The organism is Mesorhizobium sp. M0676, from assembly GCF_040320535.1.
In the GTDB taxonomy this organism is placed as follows: domain Bacteria; phylum Pseudomonadota; class Alphaproteobacteria; order Rhizobiales; family Rhizobiaceae; genus Mesorhizobium.
Map to the genome: position 1 here is coordinate 98251 of NZ_JAMYPU010000002.1, position 17806 is coordinate 116056.

Here is a 17806-nt window from a genome sequence, read left to right on the forward strand (position 1 = left end):
GACTGTGGTTTGATTTTGCAACGCAAAGGCTAGAAAAGGCGAGAGTTGGCGGGAATTAAGGCATCGCCGTCCCCATTCCAATCGCCAAACTCTACATGCAGGATCACGAATGCGCGAGATAGATGACGCGTTCATGACCGACTGATTACCGGTTGATTACCTTGGCCGCTTCCTTTGGCCAAGAATTGTGGCGCCAAGACGCTCCAGCGAGGCGCGCAAGCCTTCATCCTCGATCTTGCCGACGGTATCGGACAATTTGGCCTTTTCGACAGAAGTCAGTGCTCTCGGCGTCGGTTTCGGCCGGGCTTTGTCCCTCAGCACCGGCTTTTGCACGATCCGGATCCTGCCGATCGCGTTGAAGCCGAGAAAGGCATTGACGCGGTTGATGATCTCGCCGGTCTCGTGCTGTAGGTGCAGCGCGGCCATGCCCTCGCAGGCGATGACCAGCACCGCCGGCTCGAACGGATCGTCCTCATGCATGCGGCGCGGCCACTGGATTTTTTCGGGGCGCGAATGGCCGGCGAGCCTGGGGCCGGCGATCTCTTCCCATGACTGCACCAGCCCGATCGAAATGCCGGCCCGCTTGCGCAGCACGGGGTCGAGGATCGCGGTCGCGAGATCGCTCACCGGAACGGGATTGCCGTAAGGCGTTCTCCCTGCCATGTACGTTCTCCAGCCACGCTCCTCACCAGCCTAGAGCCAGCCCGCGATCAATGGCACTGCACGAACAGACCCGCAAGGCCGCATCCGGACCAACTCTATCGGGAGAGATCGCCGCGCGTCTGCTTGCCTGGTACGACGCGCACCATCGCGAACTGCCGTGGCGGATCACGCCGCACGCCGCGGCCGGCGGTGCACGGCCGGACCCCTATCGCATCTGGCTTTCGGAAGTGATGCTGCAGCAGACCACGGTCGAAGCGGTAAAATCCTATTTTCGCGCCTTTGTCGAGAAATGGCCTGATGTGAAGGCGCTGGCGGCTGCGCCGGCCGAGGATGTGATGAAGGCCTGGGCCGGGCTCGGCTATTATTCACGGGCGCGCAACCTCAAGGCCTGCGCCGATCTGGTTGCGAGCCAGGGCGGCCGTTTTCCCGACAACGAAACGGGATTGAGGGAATTGCCGGGGATCGGCGCCTATACGGCGGCGGCGATCGCGGCGATCGCCTTCGACCGTCCGGCGGCGGTCGTCGACGGCAATGTCGAACGTGTCATCTCGCGGCTCTATTCGATCGCAACGCGGCTCAGCGAGGCAAAGCCTGAAATCCGCGCGCTCGTCGCAAGACTGGTTCCGCAGACAAGGCCGGGCGACTTCGCCCAGGCAATGATGGACCTTGGCGCCACGATCTGCACGCCAAGACGGCCGCGCTGCATGCTGTGCCCGGTGCGCGAGGATTGCAGCGCCATCCTGTCCGGCGACCCCGAGCGCTTTCCGGTCCGCCTGCCCAAGGTCGACAAACCACTCAGGCGGGGTGCCGCCTTCGTCGCCGAGCGCGGCGACGGCGCCATCCTGTTGCGCAAGCGGCCTGACAAGGGCCTGCTCGGCGGCATGACCGAGGTGCCGACCACAGATTGGACAGCGCGGATCGACGGTGCAACCACTTCGGAGGCAGCGCCCTTCCCTGCGGACTGGCGGCGCGCTGGAGAGATCGCGCATGTCTTCACCCATTTCGCGCTCGAGCTCGAAGTTTTTCACGCTCAAGTGAAAAGTGATGCGCCGGAAGGGCATTTCTGGTCGCTGGCCCATGACATTTCCGGAGAAGCGCTGCCGACCGTCATGAAAAAGGTCATCGAAGCAGCGATACCGGGCGCAACCAAAAAACACCGCCCGATTGACTAGCATTCGCTTTGAAAGGCCAGAAATGACTGAAATCCGCCATATCGTGTTCGACATCGGCCGCGTCTTGCTCCACTACGATCCGAACATTCCGTTCAGCCGCCTCATTCCCGATGCCGAAGAGCGCAAGTGGTTCTTCGACAATGTCTGCACGCATGACTGGAACATCGAGCAGGATCGTGGCCGGACGTGGGAAGAGGCGGAAGCGCTGCTGATCGCGGATTACCCGGATCATGCTGAAAACATTCGCAATTTCCGGCGCTATTGGAACGACATGGTGCCGCATGCCTATGAGGACAGCGTCGCCATCATGCTCGGCCTGATCGAGAGCGGCCGCGACGTGACCATGCTGACGAACTTCGCCGCCGACACGCTTGCCGAGGCAAGACTGCGCTTCGATTTCCTTAGCCGCCCGCGCGGCGTGACCGTGTCGGCCGATATCCGTGAGATCAAGCCCGACCGCGCCATCTACGACCATCACGTCGCCGCGTTCGGCCTGGAGCCCTCCGCCACGCTGTTCATCGACGACAGCCCCAGGAATGTCGACGGAGCCAGGGCGGCTGGCTGGAATGCTGTGCTGTTCACAGATGCAAAAACGCTCAAGGCGGACCTAGAGCGGTATGGCATCGCGGTGTGAGCCGCGCAGAGGCCGGAAGGTAGCGCTCTACGACTTTACACCCTGAGATCAAGCCCCTGCCCGTTCCATGCCGAGCCTGGCGATGCGGCGCAGTTCGTCGATCGGGGTCAGGCCGCCCGAGCGCTCATAGTGCCAGAAGGTCCAGCCATTGCAGGCGTCCAGGCCCTGCACTTCGGCGCCGATCTTGTGGATCGAGCCGGCGCTGTCACCGATGGCAACCGTGCCGTCGGCGCGTACCTTGGCCGACCAGCGCTTCTTGGCATCGTAAAGCGTGGCGCCGGGCTGCATAAGCCCGGTATCGATGAGGCTGACAAAGGCGACGCGCGGCTCGGCGCGCTTGCCGGTGAGCACGGTGAGATCGGCGGTTTCCAGCGGCCGCACGGCATCGATGCGCTCATTGGCGGCGTCGATATAGGCCTGCTCGCGCTCGATGCCGACGAAATGGCGGCCAAGCCGCTTGGCCACGGCGCCGGTTGTGCCGGATCCGAAGAACGGGTCGAGCACGATGTCGCCCGGCTTGGTCGAGGCCATCATGATGCGGGCGAGCAGCGCTTCCGGCTTCTGCGTCGGATGCAGCTTGTCGCCATTGTCGTTCTTCAGCCGCTCGCCGCCAGTGCAGATCGGGAACAGCCAGTCGGAGCGCATCTGGATGTCGTCGTTCGATGCCTTCATGGCTTCGTAATTGAAGGTATAGCCCTTGCCCTTCTGGTCGCGCGAGGCCCAGATCATGGTCTCATGCGCGTTCTGGAAGCGGCGACCGCGGAAATTCGGCATTGGGTTGGTCTTGCGCCAGACGACATCGTTGAGGATCCAGAAGCCGAGATCCTGCATCTTGGCGCCGACGCGGAAGATGTTGTGGTAGGAGCCGATGACCCAGATGGTGCCATTCGGCTTCAGCACGCGGCGTGCCGCCAGGAGCCAGGCGCGGGTGAAGGCGTCATAGGCCTCGAAACTCTCGAACTGGTCCCAATCATCGTCGACGGCGTCGACCTTGGACTGGTCGGGCCGGTGCAAATCGCCGTCGAGTTGCAGATTGTAAGGCGGATCGGCGAAGATGACGTCGATGGATTTTTCCGGCAGCCGGTCGAGCGCGGCGACACAATCGCCCTTGAGGATCGTGTCCAGCCACTCGGATTGCTGGGGGGCGTGGGAGAGGTCGGCGAGAAGACGCACGGCAGACATTTTTACACCCAAGGCACGCGTTACTGTTTACTCCCCGTTATGGTTACCGATCAGCGTAAACATTCGGTGAAGGACGCAACGGTCCAGGCAGCCCTGACGTCGTCAATTTGCGCAGCCCGGCCCGTTGGTGTATGTCGCGCCGCTTGAGCCTTGCCGGGCCTCCATCACCCTCCCACGTTCGGATTGCCATGCCCCAGCCAGATCTTGTCATCTTCGATTGCGACGGCGTGCTCGTCGATTCCGAAATCATCGCAGCCCGCGTCGAGGCCGAATTGCTGACCTTGGCCGGATATGAAATCTCGGCTGAGGAATACGCCGAAACCTATGCCGGACTGACCTTCAAGGACATCATGATGCGGGTCGAGCAAAAATCCGCCATCCCGTTCCAGGCCTCGATGATCGACCGGGCCGAAGAGCTGGTCGACCGCAAACTGCGCAGCGACGTGCGCGCCATCGACGGCGTGCGCGAGGCGGTCGCCGCGGTCACCGCGCCGCGCTGCGTCTGCTCGAACTCACGCTTGGAGCGGATCGAGTTCATGCTCGAGAAAGTGGGCCTGCTGCCGTTCTTCGCCGGCCGGATTTTTTCAGCGCTGGAAATACCAAGCAAGAAAACCAAGCCCGCGCCGGATGTGTTCCTGATCGCGGCGCAGCAACTCAACGCCAATCCGGCAAACACCTTCGTCATCGAGGATTCGGTGCACGGCGTCACCGGCGCCAGGGCCGCTGGCATGCGCGTGATCGGCTTCACCGGCGCCGCGCACAGCTTCCCGGCCATGCCGATGTGCTGACCGAAGCCGGCGCCGAAACCGTCATCCGCCGATGGGCCGAACTGAAAAGTGTGATTGCCGCTCTGTCGGAGTGGTCGGACGCCTGAACCGATCAGTCCTTGGCTTTGGCCGACTTAGCTGGTTTCTTCTTAGCCCTGTTGTAGGCAATCGCGGCGCGGACGAGCGCTTTCAGCGCATCCGCATCGATCTCGTCGCCCTCCGACACATCGATGGCGCGCCACACCTTGCCGTTGAGCCCGTTGTTGAACAGCCTGTAGGGATCCGGCAGGCTGGCACCGTGAGAAAAGGTCAGCTTCACCTTGTCCTTGTGAGCGTTGCCGACGGCGATCATGCCGTCGCGTGACCATACCGGGCTGCCCATCCACTTCCACTCCTCGATGATTTCCGGGTCGGCGTCGAGGATGGTCTTGCGCAGGCTGGCCAACGTCTTGCCCCGCCAATCGTCCAGCTCCCGGATTCGGGCATCTATCCGCTCGGAGGCAGAGGCGCCTCCCTCGTCCTTGCTCGACATGCTGATCTTCATGGTCTGCCTCCGTTCACATCTTCTCGCCGGGCAATCGGCTGGCCTGCTTCACCCAGGAGGCGAAGCGGGCTTCGTCGATCTCTTCGCCTTCATGGATGTCGAGATAGCGCACTTCCTTTTGCCTGGAACCGCCGGGAGGCACAGGATCGAGCGACGTGCCGCGAAAGAAGGCGACTTTGACGTATCTGGTGAAGCAATGCAGGCTGAGGAACCAACCCTCGCCCTCGATGCCATAGAACGGTGAGTTCCACTTCACCGCCTTGTAGACGCCGGGGACGGCGCTGACGATAAGTGCGTCGATCCGGCGCCCGACATCGCTTTTCCAGCCCGGCATGGCAGCAATATATGCCTGCACCGGAGCGTCCCCATAGGCCTTCGGGATCTGCGGGTTGCCGCCCGAAAGCAGGACCGGCTTTTCCGGCTTGTCTGGGGCCGGTTTTGCGACCTTCGATTTTCCCGGCGCCTTGGCCATGTCCTACCCTTGCGCGCCCTGCTCGCCACGCGATCTCGCGACGTAAGGCAGCACGAACATGTAGAGGCCACTGAACAGCAGCAGGAAGAGCGGCAGCAGCGGCGAATAGACCACCCAGGCCGGAGGTTGCCCGAATGCCATGGTGATGAAATTGGCTGCCACGGTCAGCGTGAAGATGATCGACAGCCAACGATGGGTTTGACGTATCCATTTGCTCAAGTTCATTGCAACCCTCCTCTTGAAACCAGCGCCTACCAACGCGCCAGTTGGGTGATCTGGATGAGATTGCCGCAGCTGTCGTTGAGCTGGGCGATGGTCGAGCCGGTCACTTCTGTCGGCGCCGTGGCGAACGCACCGCCGCGTCCCTTGATGCGCTCGTAATCACCCTTGACGTCGTCGGTGAACAGCATGAGCGCGGGCTGCCCCTGCTTGAAGATGGCCTGCTGGTAAGCCTTGGCGGCCGGATTGTCGTTGAGCGCGAGTTGCAGTTCGGTTCCCTCGGGCTCATCGGGTGAGATGACGGTCAGCCAACGAAAAGGCCCATTGCTGAAGTCGGCCTTCACAGCAAAGCCCAGCACGTCGGTGTAGAAGCGCAGTGCGTTGTCCTGGTTGTCCACATAGACGCTGGTCAGCTTGATCTTCATCGATTTCCTCCTTTTTGCATTCGGTGCCCCGCGATCAGGGCATGGTACCGGCAGGCTTCAATCCGGCTTCGCCAGGACCTGCTCCAGCTTGGTGAGGAATTGCTGCCACCCGGCCCTGGCGCCGCCATAGGCCTGCTTCTGGCTCGGATGGAAGCCCGACTGCTCGACGCGCAGATGGGTTCCCGAGCTCGTGGGTGTGAGCGTGAACGTCACCACGCTCTTCAGATTGTAGCCGGCATCCTCATGCGCAAAATCCCAGCTGTAGGACAGCGTCCTGTTTTGCTCGATGGCCAGCACCTCGCAGTCGAGCACGCCGCCCCAGTCGCCGCGAAGATTGAAGCTGTGGCCGACGACAGGCTTGAAATCGTTCTTCATGAGCCATTCCTCCATCAGATGCGGCTGCGTCAACGCGCGCCAGATCTTCTCCGCCGGCCAGGATATTTCACGTTCGACGACGACGGTGCGCAGCTCGGGATTGCTCACTGGTCCATCCTTTTCAGCAGGTTCTCGAGATCATCGAAGCGGCTCTCCCAGAATCCTGTCATTTGAACTGTCCAGTTGGTCAGCGGACCAAGTGCCTCGGGCTGCGCGCTGTAGTGGGTCTGGCGTCCGGCGTGGCGGTCACGCACCAGGCCGGCCAGCTTCAGGACGCCGAGATGCTTCGACACCGCCGGTTGCGAGACCCCGGACTGCGCCGTCAGCGCCCCCACGGTCTGCTCACCTTGGCGGCACAAGCGCTCGAAGATGGCCCGCCGGGTCGGGTCGGCAAGCGTTCTGAACAAAGTATCGTGGGCGTCCGGCATCGGGATCAATAACCTGCGAGCTATTGATTGACGTATAACCGCCGGGATATGGATGAGTCAAGTGCGCTGGCGGAATGGATCGAGATTAAAGCGCAGACGCGACCTGCCGCAGGCGCACGCCTGCAGGATTACGATCGGATCGTTTGGATCTTTCAAAGAGTTGACCGGCACCGTCGCAGCAGCGACGGCGCCCAGGCGCTTAGTTCGTCGCCGGAGCGCGCTTCTTTTTCTTGCCGGACTTCTTGTCCACCGCCGCCGGCGCGGTGTCGTCATAGCCGGCATAGACAGTGTAATCCCGGGCGGAGGGTTCGGGCACGACGACGCTGGGATCGGTGAACACGAACTGGGTGGCGGTCGAGGGATCGCTGACCTGGATCTGATAGGGGTGAATTTGCGAATAAAGCACGTCGGGGCCGTGCATGACGGCAATGCGGATCGGCATGGTGATGGTGCCGGGGGCGAACAGCGGTCCCGGCACGATCTTGCCGGCAACGCCAACCTTCATCGTCAACTGGCCGTTGGTACGGCTGCAATCGCGGCTCACATCGCTGATCGAGGCCTGGTAGATGATCTTGGCCGGATCCTTGTTCGGATCGACGATGGAGCCGTCAGGCGCCGTCTGCGCGGCGGCAGCGGCCTCGGCATCCTGTGCCGCATCAGCCTTTTTCTTTCTCGGCTGCGGCGCGCCCTTGGCGTAGGTATTGAAGTAGGCGGTGCCATCGCGCACCGTCACTTTCGGGCAGTAGGCCTGCAACTGGCTGGCGAGAACCTTGGGATCCTGCGGCGGTATTGGCGCATTCGGGTCGGTCTTCTTGCCGAAACCGAGATTGAGGATGCCATTGTCGCTCGATTGGCAACCGGCGGCGGCAAGCATAAAGCCGGTGAGCGCCAGACCCGCGACAAAGCGACGGTTGAACTTGTGAAACGCCATGAAACTGCACTTCCCTCTCGCAAAGTTGGTGACGTATAGCAACGCCACGGCAAAAATGCGACTGAGCCGGCTCGGAAAATTAACCAATTGCCGTGGATGAACCGGCGGCAGCAATGGACCTTGACGATGCGCTATGTGAGTACCCGCGGGGATGCACCCGTGCTTGGATTTGCCGACGCGGTGCTGGCGGGGCTGGCCCGCGACGGCGGGCTTTATGTGCCGCAGACATGGCCGCAGTTTTCGGCAGCCGAGATCCGCGCCATGCGCGGCCTGCCCTATGCGGACCTCGCCATCCGCGTGCTGACGCCGTTCCTCGGCGGCGAGATCGCCGCACCCGTCTTCGAGCGCCTGGTGCGAGAAGCCTATGCCACCTTCCGCCACCAGGCCGTCTGCCCGCTGGTGCAGACCGGCGCCAACACGTTCATCCTTGAACTCTTCCACGGTCCGACGCTGGCCTTCAAGGACGTTGCCATGCAGCTGCTTGCCCGGCTGATGGACCATGTACTGACTGAGCGCGGCCAGCGCGCAACCATCGTCGGCGCGACCTCGGGTGACACCGGCGGCGCCGCCATCGATGCCTTCGCCGGCCGCGACCGAACTGACATTTTCGTGATGTTTCCGCATGGCCGCGTCTCGCCGGTGCAGCAGCGGCAGATGACGACATCGACGGCCACCAACGTCCAGGCGCTGGCCATCGAAGGCAATTTCGACGATTGCCAGGGCCTGCTGAAGGATATGTTCAACGATCATGGTTTTCGTGATCGCGTGTCGCTGTCGGGCGTCAATTCGATCAACTGGGCCCGCATCATGGCCCAGATCGTCTATTATTTTTCCTCGGCGCTTTCGCTCGGCGCGCCGGACAGGCCGGCCTCCTTTACCGTGCCGACCGGCAATTTCGGCGATATTTTCGCCGGTTACGCCGCCAAGAAGATGGGCCTGCCGATCGAGCGGCTGATCGTCGCCACCAACGACAACGACATATTGGCGCGCACTTTCGCGACCGGTGAATACCGCACCAAGGGTGTGTTTGCGACGACGTCGCCATCGATGGACATCCAGGTATCGTCGAACTTCGAGCGACTGCTGTTCGAGGCCTGCGACCGTAACGCAGAGACGGTGCGGCGTTACATGGCCGGCCTCAAGCAATCCGGCGCCTTCACCATCGAAACCGCAGAAATCGACCGGATGCGGTCCGAATTCGACGCCGGACGCGCTGATATGGACGAGGTTGCCGCCACCATCCGTTCAACGCTCGAATCCAGCAATTATCTGCTCGATCCGCACACGGCCGCGGCCGTGCATGTCGCCGCCGGCAAGGCTGACGGTGCAGTGCCGATGGTGGTGCTGGGCACGGCGCACCCGGCCAAGTTCCCGGCCGCGGTCGAAGCCGCCTGCGGCGTGTCGCCGGCCCTGCCCGCATGGCTGGGGTCCTTGATGTCAGCCGACGAAAAGTACACGGTACTTCCATCCGACCTGAAAATGGTGGAAGATTACGTGAGCCGCCACTCAAGGGCAGCGCGTTAGGGAGTACTTGCCATATGGGTGTTGAGGTAAGCCGTCTGTCGAACGGCCTGACAGTCGCCACCGAAACCCTTCCAAGCCTCGAATCCGTTGCCCTTGGCGCCTGGGTCAAGTCCGGCGCCCGCAATGAGCGTGACGACGAGCACGGAATGGCCCATCTGCTCGAGCATATGGCCTTCAAGGGTACGAAAAGGCGGACGGCCTTCGAGATCGCCTCGGAAATCGAGGATGTCGGCGGCGAGATCAATGCCGCCACATCAGTCGAGACGACGTCCTATTACGCCAGGGTGCTGTCCGACGATGTGCCGCTGGCGGTGGATATCCTTGCCGATATCCTGCAGGAGTCCGAATTCGACCCAGAGGAACTGGAGCGCGAGCAGCATGTGATCCTGCAGGAGATCGGCGCCGCGCACGACACGCCCGACGACATCGTCTTCGACCGTTTCACCGAGACCGCCTTCCGCCACCAGACGATCGGCCGCTCGATCCTCGGCACGCCGGAAACCGTCAAATCCTTCACCTCCAAACAGCTGCATGATTTCATAGAGCGCCAGTATGGCGCCGAGAAGATGGTGATCGTGGCGGCAGGCGACATTAAGCACGACAATTTCGTGCGCGAGGTCGAAAAGCAGCTCGGCGGTTTCCGCAGCAAGTCCGACAGCACGATGCCGCAATATGCGCAGTATGTCGGCGGCGATTTCCGCGAGGATCGCGACCTGATGGACGCGCAGATCGTGCTCGGCTTCGAAGGCCGAGCCTATCATGTGCGCGATTTCTACGCTTCGCAGGTGCTGTCGATGATCCTCGGCGGCGGCATGTCGTCCCGGCTGTTCCAGGAGGTCCGCGAAAAGCGTGGCCTGTGCTATTCGGTCTATGCCTTCCACTGGGGTTTTTCCGATACCGGCATCTTCGGCGTTCATGCCGCGACCGGGCAGAGCGACATTGCCGAACTGGTGCCGGTCATTATCGACGAGCTGCAGAAGGCCGGCGAGAATATCCTTCAGGAAGAGCTCGACCGCGCCCGCGCGCAATATCGCGCCGGCCTGATCATGTCGGCTGAAAGCCCGGCCAGCCGCGCCTCGCAGATCGCCAGGCAGCTGCTTCTGTTCGGTCGGCCGATCGCCAAGGAGGAATTGATGGAACGGCTGTCGGCGCTGACCGTCGAGCGGCTGACCGACCTTTCGTCCCGGCTGTTTTCGACCAAGCCGACGCTGACCGCGGTTGGACCGGTGGGTACGCTCGCGCCCTATGAGGCGATTCTCGATTCGCTTGCGGGCACGCACACCACGGCCCGCAAGCTCGCCGTCTAAGCCTTCAAGCGCCGGTGTTCGCGCTCCCTTTCTTTCGCCGTGACCTGCCGGCACTGAAAGGCGACCGGGTCATGCTGCGCGTGCCCTACACCAACGACTATCGCGAATGGTCAGCGGTGCGCGGCGAAAGCCGTGCCTTCCTCGAACCGTGGGAGCCGCGCTGGACGCCCGATGAACTCGACCGCACCGCCTGGCGGCTGCGCATCGGCCGCTACCGCGAAGACTATGCGCAGGGGACAGCCATCGCCTTCTTCATCTTCGAGAAGGCGAGCGGCAAGCTTGCCGGCGGCATTACGCTCGGCAATATCCGCCACGGCGTCTCGCAAAGCGGCCATGTCGGGTACTGGATCGGGGAGCGGTTTGGCGGCCGCGGCCTGATGACCGACGCGGTCAAGGTGGTCTGCCGCTTCGCCTTCGATACGCTGAGGTTGCACCGGATCGAAGCTGCCTGTATTCCCGACAATGTCCGGTCGATCCGCGTGCTTGAAAAAGCCGGATTCCGGCGCGAAGGACTTCTGCGATCCTACCTCAGGATCAACGGCATCTGGCAGGACCACTACCTCTACGCCCGGATCGCGGACGATCCGCCGGGCGCTGGAACGAAGGACTGATTTTTGACGAATTTCCTGCGAAACGGGTCGCTGTTGGCCTTTGTTCTGGCGGTTGTCGTCACGCTTTGCGCGGCGCTCCCGGCCTTCGCCGTCGAACCGATCAAGATTGCCCGCGACGATGTCGCGCTCGACCTGTCGCGCGCCGTCCAGATCTACGTCAATCAGGGCGAAAACTTCCAGGTGTCGACCGCGCCCGGTCCCGACGGCATCGTGCGGCGCATCGAGGTCGAGGCCAATGACGCGCGCTCGAGCGGCGACTGGGCGGTATTCGCGCTCGCCAACACCACCGACCAGCAGCTCGACCGGCTGATCGTGGCGCCGCATTTCCGGCTGGTGAATTCCGGCATCTTCTGGCCCGATCTCGGCGCCACCCGCATCGCCGCGATCACCCCCAGCGAGGGCTTCGCGCTCGACCGCCAGTCAAGCTCCGACGCCGACGTGTTCCGGGTGACGCTGAACCCGGGAACGGTGATCACCTTCATCGCCGAACTCGCCTCGCCGAAGCTGCCGCAGGTCTATCTATGGGAGCCGGAAGCCTACAAGGACTCGGTCAATTCCTACACGCTGTTTCGCGGCATCGTCATCGGCATCGCCGGGCTGCTGGCGCTCTTCCTGACCATCCTTTTCGTCGTCAAGGGAACCTCGATGTTTCCGGCGACAGCCGCACTTGCGTGGGCGGTACTTGCCTATATCTGCGTTGATTTCGGCTTTCTAAACAAGATCATAGAGATATCGCCCGGCAACGAGCAGATGTGGCGAGCGGGAACCGAAGTGGCGCTTGCGGCGACCTTCGTGGTGTTCCTGTTCGCCTATCTCAACCTCAACCGATGGCACGGCCATTTCAGCTATGGCGCGCTGGTCTGGATTCTCGGCCTGGTGCTGATCGCGGGTGTGGCCATCATCGATCCGGCCGTCGCCGCCGGTATTGCCCGGCTGTCCTTTGCCGCCACCGCGCTGACCGGGCTCGGCCTCATCATCCTGCTCGGTCTTCGTGGTTACGACCGTGCGATCATGCTGGTGCCCAGTTGGGTGATGGTGCTGCTATGGCTGTGCGGGTCGTGGATGGCGATCACCGGCATGCTCGACAACGACATCGCCCAGCCGGCATTGGGCGGCGGGCTGATCCTGATCATCCTTTTGATCGGCTTCACCGTCATGCAGCATGCCTTTGCCGGCGGCGCGCTGCATCAGGGCCTGTTCTCCGATCTTGAGCGCCAGGCGCTGGCCGTCGCCGGCTCCGGCGACACGGTGTGGGACTGGGACGTGCTGCGCGACCGCGTCGTCACCAAGCCCGACGTCAGCATCCAGCTTGGCCTGGCGCCCAACAGCCTGGGGGGTGCGGCCCGCAACTGGCTGCCGGTGCTGCATGCCGACGACCGCGACACGTTCCGCACCACGCTCGACGTGGTGCTCGAACATCGGCGCGGCCGGGTCTCGCAGAATTTCCGCCTGCGCGGCGCCGACGGGCACTACCACTGGTTCTTGCTTCGGGCGCGGCCGGTGATCGGCTCGGACGGCGAAGTGATTCGCTGCGTCGGCACCATGGTCGACGTCACCGAGCAGAAAAAGTCCGAGGAAAGGCTGCTGCACGATGCCGTTCACGACAATCTGACCGGCCTGCCCAACCGCGAACTTCTGATGAACCGGCTGGAAGCCATCATCTCGATCGCGCGCACCGAAGAGAAGGTGCGCCCGACCGTCTTCGTCATCGACATCGACCGTTTCAAGCAGGTCAATGACGGGCTTGGCATCTCGGCCGGCGACACCATCCTGCTCACCATTGCGCGCCGCTTGCACCGGCTGTTGAAACCGAAGGATTCGCTGTCGCGCTTTGCCGGTGACCAGTTCGCCCTGATGCTGCTCTCCGAACAGGAACCCTCCCGCATCGCGGCGGTGGCAGACGCCATCAAGCACGCCATCAACAACCCGATCACCTTCGCCAAGCGCGAGATCGTGCTGACCGCCTCGATCGGCCTGATCACCTGGACCTCGGCGCAGACTTCGGCAGAAGACATGGTCAAGGACGCCGAGCTTGCCATGCACCAGGCCAAGCGCTTCGGCGGCGACAGGATCGAGCCGTTCCGGCCGGCCTTCCGCACCGTCGGCACCGACCGGCTGCAATTCGAATCCGATCTGCGCCGCGCCATCGAGCGGCGCGAATTCACCCTTGCCTACCAGCCGATCGTGCGGCTGGAGGACGGCAGCATTGCCGGCTTCGAAGCGCTGCTGCGTTGGGACCATCCGCGCCGCGGCATGATCCCGCCCGGCGATTTCATCCCGGTCGCCGAAAGCTGTGGCCTGATCGTGCAGCTTGGGCTGTTTGCCATGCAGCAGGCGGCCGAAGACCTCGCCGGTTGGCAAAAGCAGATCGGCGACACGCCGCTGTCGGTGTCGGTCAATCTGTCCAGTCGCCAGCTGATCCGCCGCGACCTGGTCAGCGATGTCCGCTCGGTCATCGCGCGCGCCAATCTGAAGCCGCGCTGCTTCCGGCTCGAACTTACCGAATCGCTGGTGATGGACAATCCAGAGCAAACCTCGCATGTGCTGACCAAGCTCAAGCAGCTCGGCATCGGCCTGTCGCTGGACGATTTCGGCACCGGCTATTCCTCGCTCGCCTATCTGACCCGCTTCCCCTTCGACACCATCAAGATCGACAAGAGCTTCGTCGACGACGCGACGCCGAAGCGGGCGGTGCTGCTCAAATCCATGGTCAACATGGCGCATGAACTCGGCCTGTCGGTGGTGGCCGAGGGCATTTCCGACGAAAGCGATGCGCTGGAATTGCGCCAGATGGGCTGCGAATATGTGCAAAGCTTCATGTTCGGCGCGCCGATGCCAGGCGACCAGGTGCTGAAGGCGTTGAAAGAGCAGTACCCGATGACGCAGGGGTGATGGGTGAGGCATGCGTCGTGCAGGCGAGTGGTTACATTGAAATGAACCCCGAAAATTAGCTGAAGCGACCGCGCCTTCGTCATCCTAGGGCGAAGCAAGGAGCGCTGCGACGCAGCGCAGACCCTAGGATGACGAAAGTGGCGGGCGGCTTCGGCTAGTCGCGAAGGTTCGGCGGAACGTCGGCGAGGCGAGGCCTCAGGCGTGCCCCGCGGCCAGGCTCAAATGCGCCAGATCAATCCCGATCGATGCCAGGATGCGGTCGTACTTCCGCTCGATGTCGGCGTCGAACAGCAGCTCCGGCGTGGCCGGACAGGTCAGCCAGCCATTCTCAGCGATCTCGGTTTCCAGCTGGCCGGCGCCCCAGCCGGAATAGCCGAGCGCCATCAATGCGCGCCGCGGGCCGCGGCCGGACGAGATGGCGCGCAATATGTCGACCGTCGCGGTCAGGCAGATATCGTCGGAGACGGTGAGCGAGGATTCCACCCGGTAGTCGCCCGAGTGAAGGACGAAGCCGCGGCTGCGGTCGACGGGGCCGCCATTGCGCACCACGAAGTCGCGAGCCTGCGCCGGCAGCCTGATCGCCTCCTGCTCGTTCATGATGCCGAGCTGCACCAGAAGATCGGGAAACAGCATCTGCTGCGTCTGGTTGATGATCAGGCCCATGGCGCCTTCATCGCTGTGCGCACAGATGTAGATGACCGAGCGCGTGAAGCGATCGTCCTTCATGCCGGGCATGGCAATCAGAAACTGGTCGTCAAGAAAGCCGCGTCCACCGGCCGTCTTTTTGTGGCGCAAAAAGTCCATGAACGGGAGCGTAACGCGTTTCCGGGACGCCGAAAAGATGCGCCGCGTGCGATTCGGCCAAACCCCGACGGTTGGAACAACGGATTCCTGGCTGTAAACTTTGCTCGGCCGATTGCTTGAACCCAACTGTTCCTTGCCCGAAGGTCACGCAAATATGATACGCAGAGCGCCATGAAAACATTGCGCGGCCATGAACTGACGATCAAATCAACGCCATGCAAAGCTTGAAAATCCTGCTGCTCGGCGCCGCCATCGGATGCGGAGCAGCCCTTCCCGCCGCCGCCTCGTCTTCCGACTGGTACAACAGCGAAGGCGGCAAGGTGCGGCTGGTGACAACAGGCAAGGCCGACGAGGCCGGCCGCATACAGGGCGTGCTCGACATCGCGCTCAAGCCCGGCTGGAAAACTTATTGGCGCGATCCGGGCGACGCCGGCGTGCCGCCGCAGATCGACGTTTCGGCCAGCACCAACATCACCGATGCGGCGTTTTCCTTTCCGCCGCCGCAGCGCCATGACGACGGCTACGGCAAATGGGCCGGCTACAACCATCCGGTCTCGCTGCCGGTGACATTCACTTTGTCGTCGCCTGGGGATGCGGCCGTCATCGATGCCGACATCTTTCTTGGCATCTGCGAGACGATCTGTATTCCGGTGCAGACGCGGCTGAGCGTCGATCCCGCCGCCGATCCCGACAATGCCGAGGACGCGGCGCTGGTGAAGGCTGCACTCGCCACCTTGCCCGCGCCTGCCAAGCCCGATTTCGGGATCAAGGTGCTGCCGGGCGACCATGAGACGCTGATGGTCGAGGCGACTTTTCCCGGAGATCCGGAGGCGGCGGATTTATTCGTCGCCGGGGGACGCGATTATATGTTCGGGGCGCCTGCACGCAGCGAAAAGGACGGCCGGCTGGTATTTACCATTCCGATCCTCGACCGGCCGTCGACGACACCGACCGATGGCGGGTTGTATTACACCCTGACAAGTGCCGAAGGCGCGGTCGAGGGCGTTCTGCCGTTCCCCTGATACCGAACCCGATCCGGGCTTTCCCTTGATCCAGGCCTTGTCGGCGGTTGCGGGAGATGCCCGATTTCGCTATCGCAAGAAACCTTCCCTGCTTTTCACACGAGGACCATCATGACGATTGCCGTTGGCGACAAACTGCCCGATGCGACCTTCAAGGAAATGACCGCCGACGGCGCCAAGGTGATCACCTCGGCCGAGATTTTCGCGGGCAAGAAGGTCGTGCTGTTCGGCGTTCCAGGCGCCTTCACGCCGACCTGCAGCAACAATCATCTGCCGGGCTATCTCGAGAACCACGATGCCATCCTGGCCCGCGGCGTCGACACCATCGCCGTCGTCTCCGTCAACGATGTCCATGTCATGGGCGCCTGGGCCAATTTCACCGGCGGTCAAGGCAAGATCCTCTATCTCGCCGACGGCAATGGCGACTTCGCCAGGTCGATCGGCCTCGACTCCGACTATTCCAGCGGCGGCATGGGATTGCGCTCGAAGCGCTTCTCGATGATCGTCGACAACGGCAAGGTCACGGCGCTCAATGTCGAGACCAAGCCAGGAGTCGACACATCGGGTGCCGCTCACATTCTGAGCCAGCTCTAAACCGCGGCGGCCGCGTCGGCTCATGAGCGCCATGGCCTGACGACGACGCGCTTCCAGCCGGATTGCCTGCTTTGGGGGACATCGACGATGTTTGACATCATCTGGCGCAGCGTTGCGATCGGCATCGGCGCCACGGTGCTGATGGATCTTTGGGCGCTGTTCCTGCATCTGGCGCTCAGCCAGCCGCGGCCGAACTGGGGGCCGCCCGGCCGCTGGGTCTGGCACCTTAGGGAAGGCAAGGTTTTCCACGACGATATCGCCCATGCAGCACCCTATGCGCATGAGCAGGCGCTGGGCTGGGCCTTCCATTATGTCACCGGCATCGTCTACGGCTTCATCCTGGTGGCGCTGGCGGGCACGGCATGGCTGGACGCGCCGACCTTCCTGCCGGCCTTCATCCTCGGCATGGTCACCATCGGCGCCGGCTGGTTCCTGCTGGCGCCCGGCATGGGCGCCGGCTGGGCTGCGTCAAAGCGCCCCAACGCGATGCAGATCCGCGCCTTCAACGTGATCTCGCACACGGTGTTCGCGCTCGGCCTCTACGGCACGGCCCTGCTGATCCGCTGAGGACAGGTTCTATCCGCTGGTCGCCAGCGGCTTCATCGCGGCTACGGTATCGATGATCTCCTGACATCCGCTTTAGCGCGGCGCCAGACTGTCTATCGGCCGCCATCCGTGGACGACGCGGCGCGTGCCGACATCATAGGCGAAGTAATTGCCGCCGCCGGCCGGCTGATCCGCCGCGCGGCTGATTGCGCGGCCCCTGAGCCAGAGCAGCAAGAGCGTTCCGACGCCGCCATGGCCGACGAAGGCAATGTCGCCGCCGTCGGCAGCACCCAGCACGGTTTCGACCTCGCTGACAATGCGTTGCTGGGCGTCGATGGCCCGTTCCCAGCCGCGAATGCTTTTGTGCGGATTGGCGAAGAACTGGTCGGCGACCGCCTCGAACTCCGGCGGCGGCAGGAAGCCGGTTGCCGACCGATCGTTCTCATGCATGCGCTCCTTCACCTCGACCGCGAGGCCGAGGTGTTTGCCAAGGATCTCGGCGGTTTCGATCGCCTTGCGCTCGGCCGACGAGACGACACGGCGGATCGATCCGACCCATGGCTGATCGAGCATAGCTGATGCTCGCGCTCGTCCGATCTCGGACAGCCCCCAGTGCGGCACGGGAACGTTGGCATCGATCTGAACCTGGGGATGGGTGATGTAGTATACGATCGGCATGAGTGAGATCCCCTGC

At 62.9% G+C, this 17806-nt stretch carries 20 protein-coding genes and 1 pseudogene; 10 read left to right on the plus strand and 11 right to left on the minus strand.

Going from position 1 to position 17806, the window contains the following annotated elements:
* Positions 1-156: 156 nt before the first annotated feature.
* Positions 157-663, minus strand: a complete 507-nt coding sequence (locus NKI35_RS02470) for a DUF721 domain-containing protein (RefSeq protein ID WP_023687168.1) — start codon at positions 661-663, stop codon at positions 157-159.
* A 50-nt stretch (positions 664-713) separates the two neighbouring features.
* On the opposite strand from NKI35_RS02470, the gene mutY reads away from it, so the two are divergent.
* Both mutY and NKI35_RS02480 read left to right on the plus strand, forming a co-directional pair.
* Positions 714-1835 (plus strand): A/G-specific adenine glycosylase, encoded by a 1122-nt coding sequence (mutY, locus tag NKI35_RS02475; protein WP_023740720.1) that lies wholly within the window; start codon positions 714-716, stop codon positions 1833-1835.
* Positions 1836-1857: 22 nt separating this feature from the next.
* Positions 1858-2469 (plus strand): HAD family hydrolase, encoded by a 612-nt coding sequence (locus tag NKI35_RS02480; protein WP_352738380.1) that lies wholly within the window; start codon positions 1858-1860, stop codon positions 2467-2469.
* A gap of 48 nt (positions 2470-2517) precedes the next feature.
* On the opposite strand, the gene NKI35_RS02485 is transcribed toward NKI35_RS02480, so the two are convergent.
* A complete protein-coding gene (locus NKI35_RS02485; protein WP_023668392.1) occupies positions 2518-3651 on the minus strand; it encodes a site-specific DNA-methyltransferase in 1134 nt (377 codons plus the stop codon).
* 188 nt (positions 3652-3839) lie between these two features.
* Between NKI35_RS02485 and NKI35_RS02490 the strand changes: the two are divergent.
* Positions 3840-4525, plus strand: a pseudogene (locus NKI35_RS02490) (HAD family hydrolase).
* A 5-nt stretch (positions 4526-4530) separates the two neighbouring features.
* Here the strand turns inward: NKI35_RS02490 and NKI35_RS02495 are convergent.
* The 7 genes from NKI35_RS02495 to NKI35_RS02525 form a co-directional block, all read right to left on the minus strand.
* Positions 4531-4962 (minus strand): DUF1801 domain-containing protein, encoded by a 432-nt coding sequence (locus NKI35_RS02495; protein WP_023731299.1) that lies wholly within the window; start codon positions 4960-4962, stop codon positions 4531-4533.
* Between the two features lie 13 nt (positions 4963-4975).
* A complete protein-coding gene (locus tag NKI35_RS02500; RefSeq protein WP_352738382.1) occupies positions 4976-5434 on the minus strand; it encodes a DUF1801 domain-containing protein in 459 nt (152 codons plus the stop codon).
* 3 nt (positions 5435-5437) lie between these two features.
* Complete coding sequence (locus NKI35_RS02505; protein ID WP_023668396.1) at positions 5438-5659, minus strand: hypothetical protein; 222 nt, start codon at positions 5657-5659, stop codon at positions 5438-5440.
* A gap of 26 nt (positions 5660-5685) precedes the next feature.
* Complete coding sequence (locus tag NKI35_RS02510; RefSeq protein WP_352738384.1) at positions 5686-6078, minus strand: VOC family protein; 393 nt, start codon at positions 6076-6078, stop codon at positions 5686-5688.
* A gap of 57 nt (positions 6079-6135) precedes the next feature.
* A complete protein-coding gene (locus NKI35_RS02515) occupies positions 6136-6561 on the minus strand; it encodes an SRPBCC family protein (protein ID WP_352738386.1) in 426 nt (141 codons plus the stop codon).
* Positions 6558-6881, minus strand: coding sequence for an ArsR/SmtB family transcription factor (locus NKI35_RS02520; protein WP_023698528.1), 324 nt, complete (start codon positions 6879-6881; stop codon positions 6558-6560). The genes NKI35_RS02515 and NKI35_RS02520 overlap by 4 nt, the downstream gene beginning before the upstream one ends.
* Positions 6882-7080: 199 nt before the next feature.
* Complete coding sequence (locus NKI35_RS02525) at positions 7081-7812, minus strand: hypothetical protein (RefSeq protein ID WP_352738390.1); 732 nt, start codon at positions 7810-7812, stop codon at positions 7081-7083.
* A gap of 126 nt (positions 7813-7938) precedes the next feature.
* Between NKI35_RS02525 and thrC the strand changes: the two genes are divergently transcribed.
* Genes thrC through NKI35_RS02545 form a run of 4 tightly spaced genes read left to right on the plus strand, consistent with a single transcriptional unit; the run spans position 7939 to position 14146 of the window.
* Entirely contained in the window at positions 7939-9336 is a 1398-nt protein-coding gene (gene thrC / locus NKI35_RS02530; protein WP_031203550.1) for a threonine synthase, read from the plus strand.
* A gap of 14 nt (positions 9337-9350) precedes the next feature.
* Positions 9351-10643, plus strand: coding sequence for a M16 family metallopeptidase (locus tag NKI35_RS02535; protein ID WP_023668402.1), 1293 nt, complete (start codon positions 9351-9353; stop codon positions 10641-10643).
* A 14-nt stretch (positions 10644-10657) separates the two neighbouring features.
* On the plus strand, positions 10658-11254 hold the full coding sequence (locus NKI35_RS02540; protein WP_023668403.1) for a GNAT family N-acetyltransferase: 597 nt from the start codon (positions 10658-10660) through the stop codon (positions 11252-11254).
* Positions 11255-11257: 3 nt separating this feature from the next.
* Positions 11258-14146 carry an EAL domain-containing protein gene (locus tag NKI35_RS02545; protein ID WP_352738394.1) on the plus strand — a complete coding sequence of 963 codons (2889 nt, stop codon included), beginning with the start codon at positions 11258-11260 and terminating at the stop codon, positions 14144-14146.
* Between the two features lie 195 nt (positions 14147-14341).
* On the opposite strand, the gene NKI35_RS02550 is transcribed toward NKI35_RS02545, so the two are convergent.
* Entirely contained in the window at positions 14342-14950 is a 609-nt protein-coding gene (locus NKI35_RS02550; RefSeq protein ID WP_023698524.1) for a YqgE/AlgH family protein, read from the minus strand.
* A 215-nt stretch (positions 14951-15165) separates the two neighbouring features.
* On the opposite strand from NKI35_RS02550, the gene NKI35_RS02555 reads away from it, so the two are divergent.
* The 3 genes from NKI35_RS02555 to NKI35_RS02565 all read left to right on the plus strand — a co-directional run bounded on the left by NKI35_RS02555 (position 15166) and on the right by NKI35_RS02565 (position 17133).
* Positions 15166-15972, plus strand: a complete 807-nt coding sequence (locus NKI35_RS02555; protein WP_023732090.1) for a protein-disulfide reductase DsbD domain-containing protein — start codon at positions 15166-15168, stop codon at positions 15970-15972.
* 111 nt (positions 15973-16083) lie between these two features.
* On the plus strand, positions 16084-16566 hold the full coding sequence (locus NKI35_RS02560) for a peroxiredoxin (protein ID WP_023698522.1): 483 nt from the start codon (positions 16084-16086) through the stop codon (positions 16564-16566).
* Between the two features lie 87 nt (positions 16567-16653).
* Entirely contained in the window at positions 16654-17133 is a 480-nt protein-coding gene (locus tag NKI35_RS02565; RefSeq protein WP_023732091.1) for a DUF2938 domain-containing protein, read from the plus strand.
* Between the two features lie 72 nt (positions 17134-17205).
* Here the strand turns inward: NKI35_RS02565 and NKI35_RS02570 are convergent, their stop codons facing one another.
* The gene (locus NKI35_RS02570) at positions 17206-17790 is read right to left on the minus strand and encodes a histidine phosphatase family protein (RefSeq protein ID WP_352738397.1); all 585 of its coding nucleotides are present in this window, start codon (positions 17788-17790) and stop codon (positions 17206-17208) included.
* Between the last annotated feature and the right edge of the window lie 16 nt (positions 17791-17806).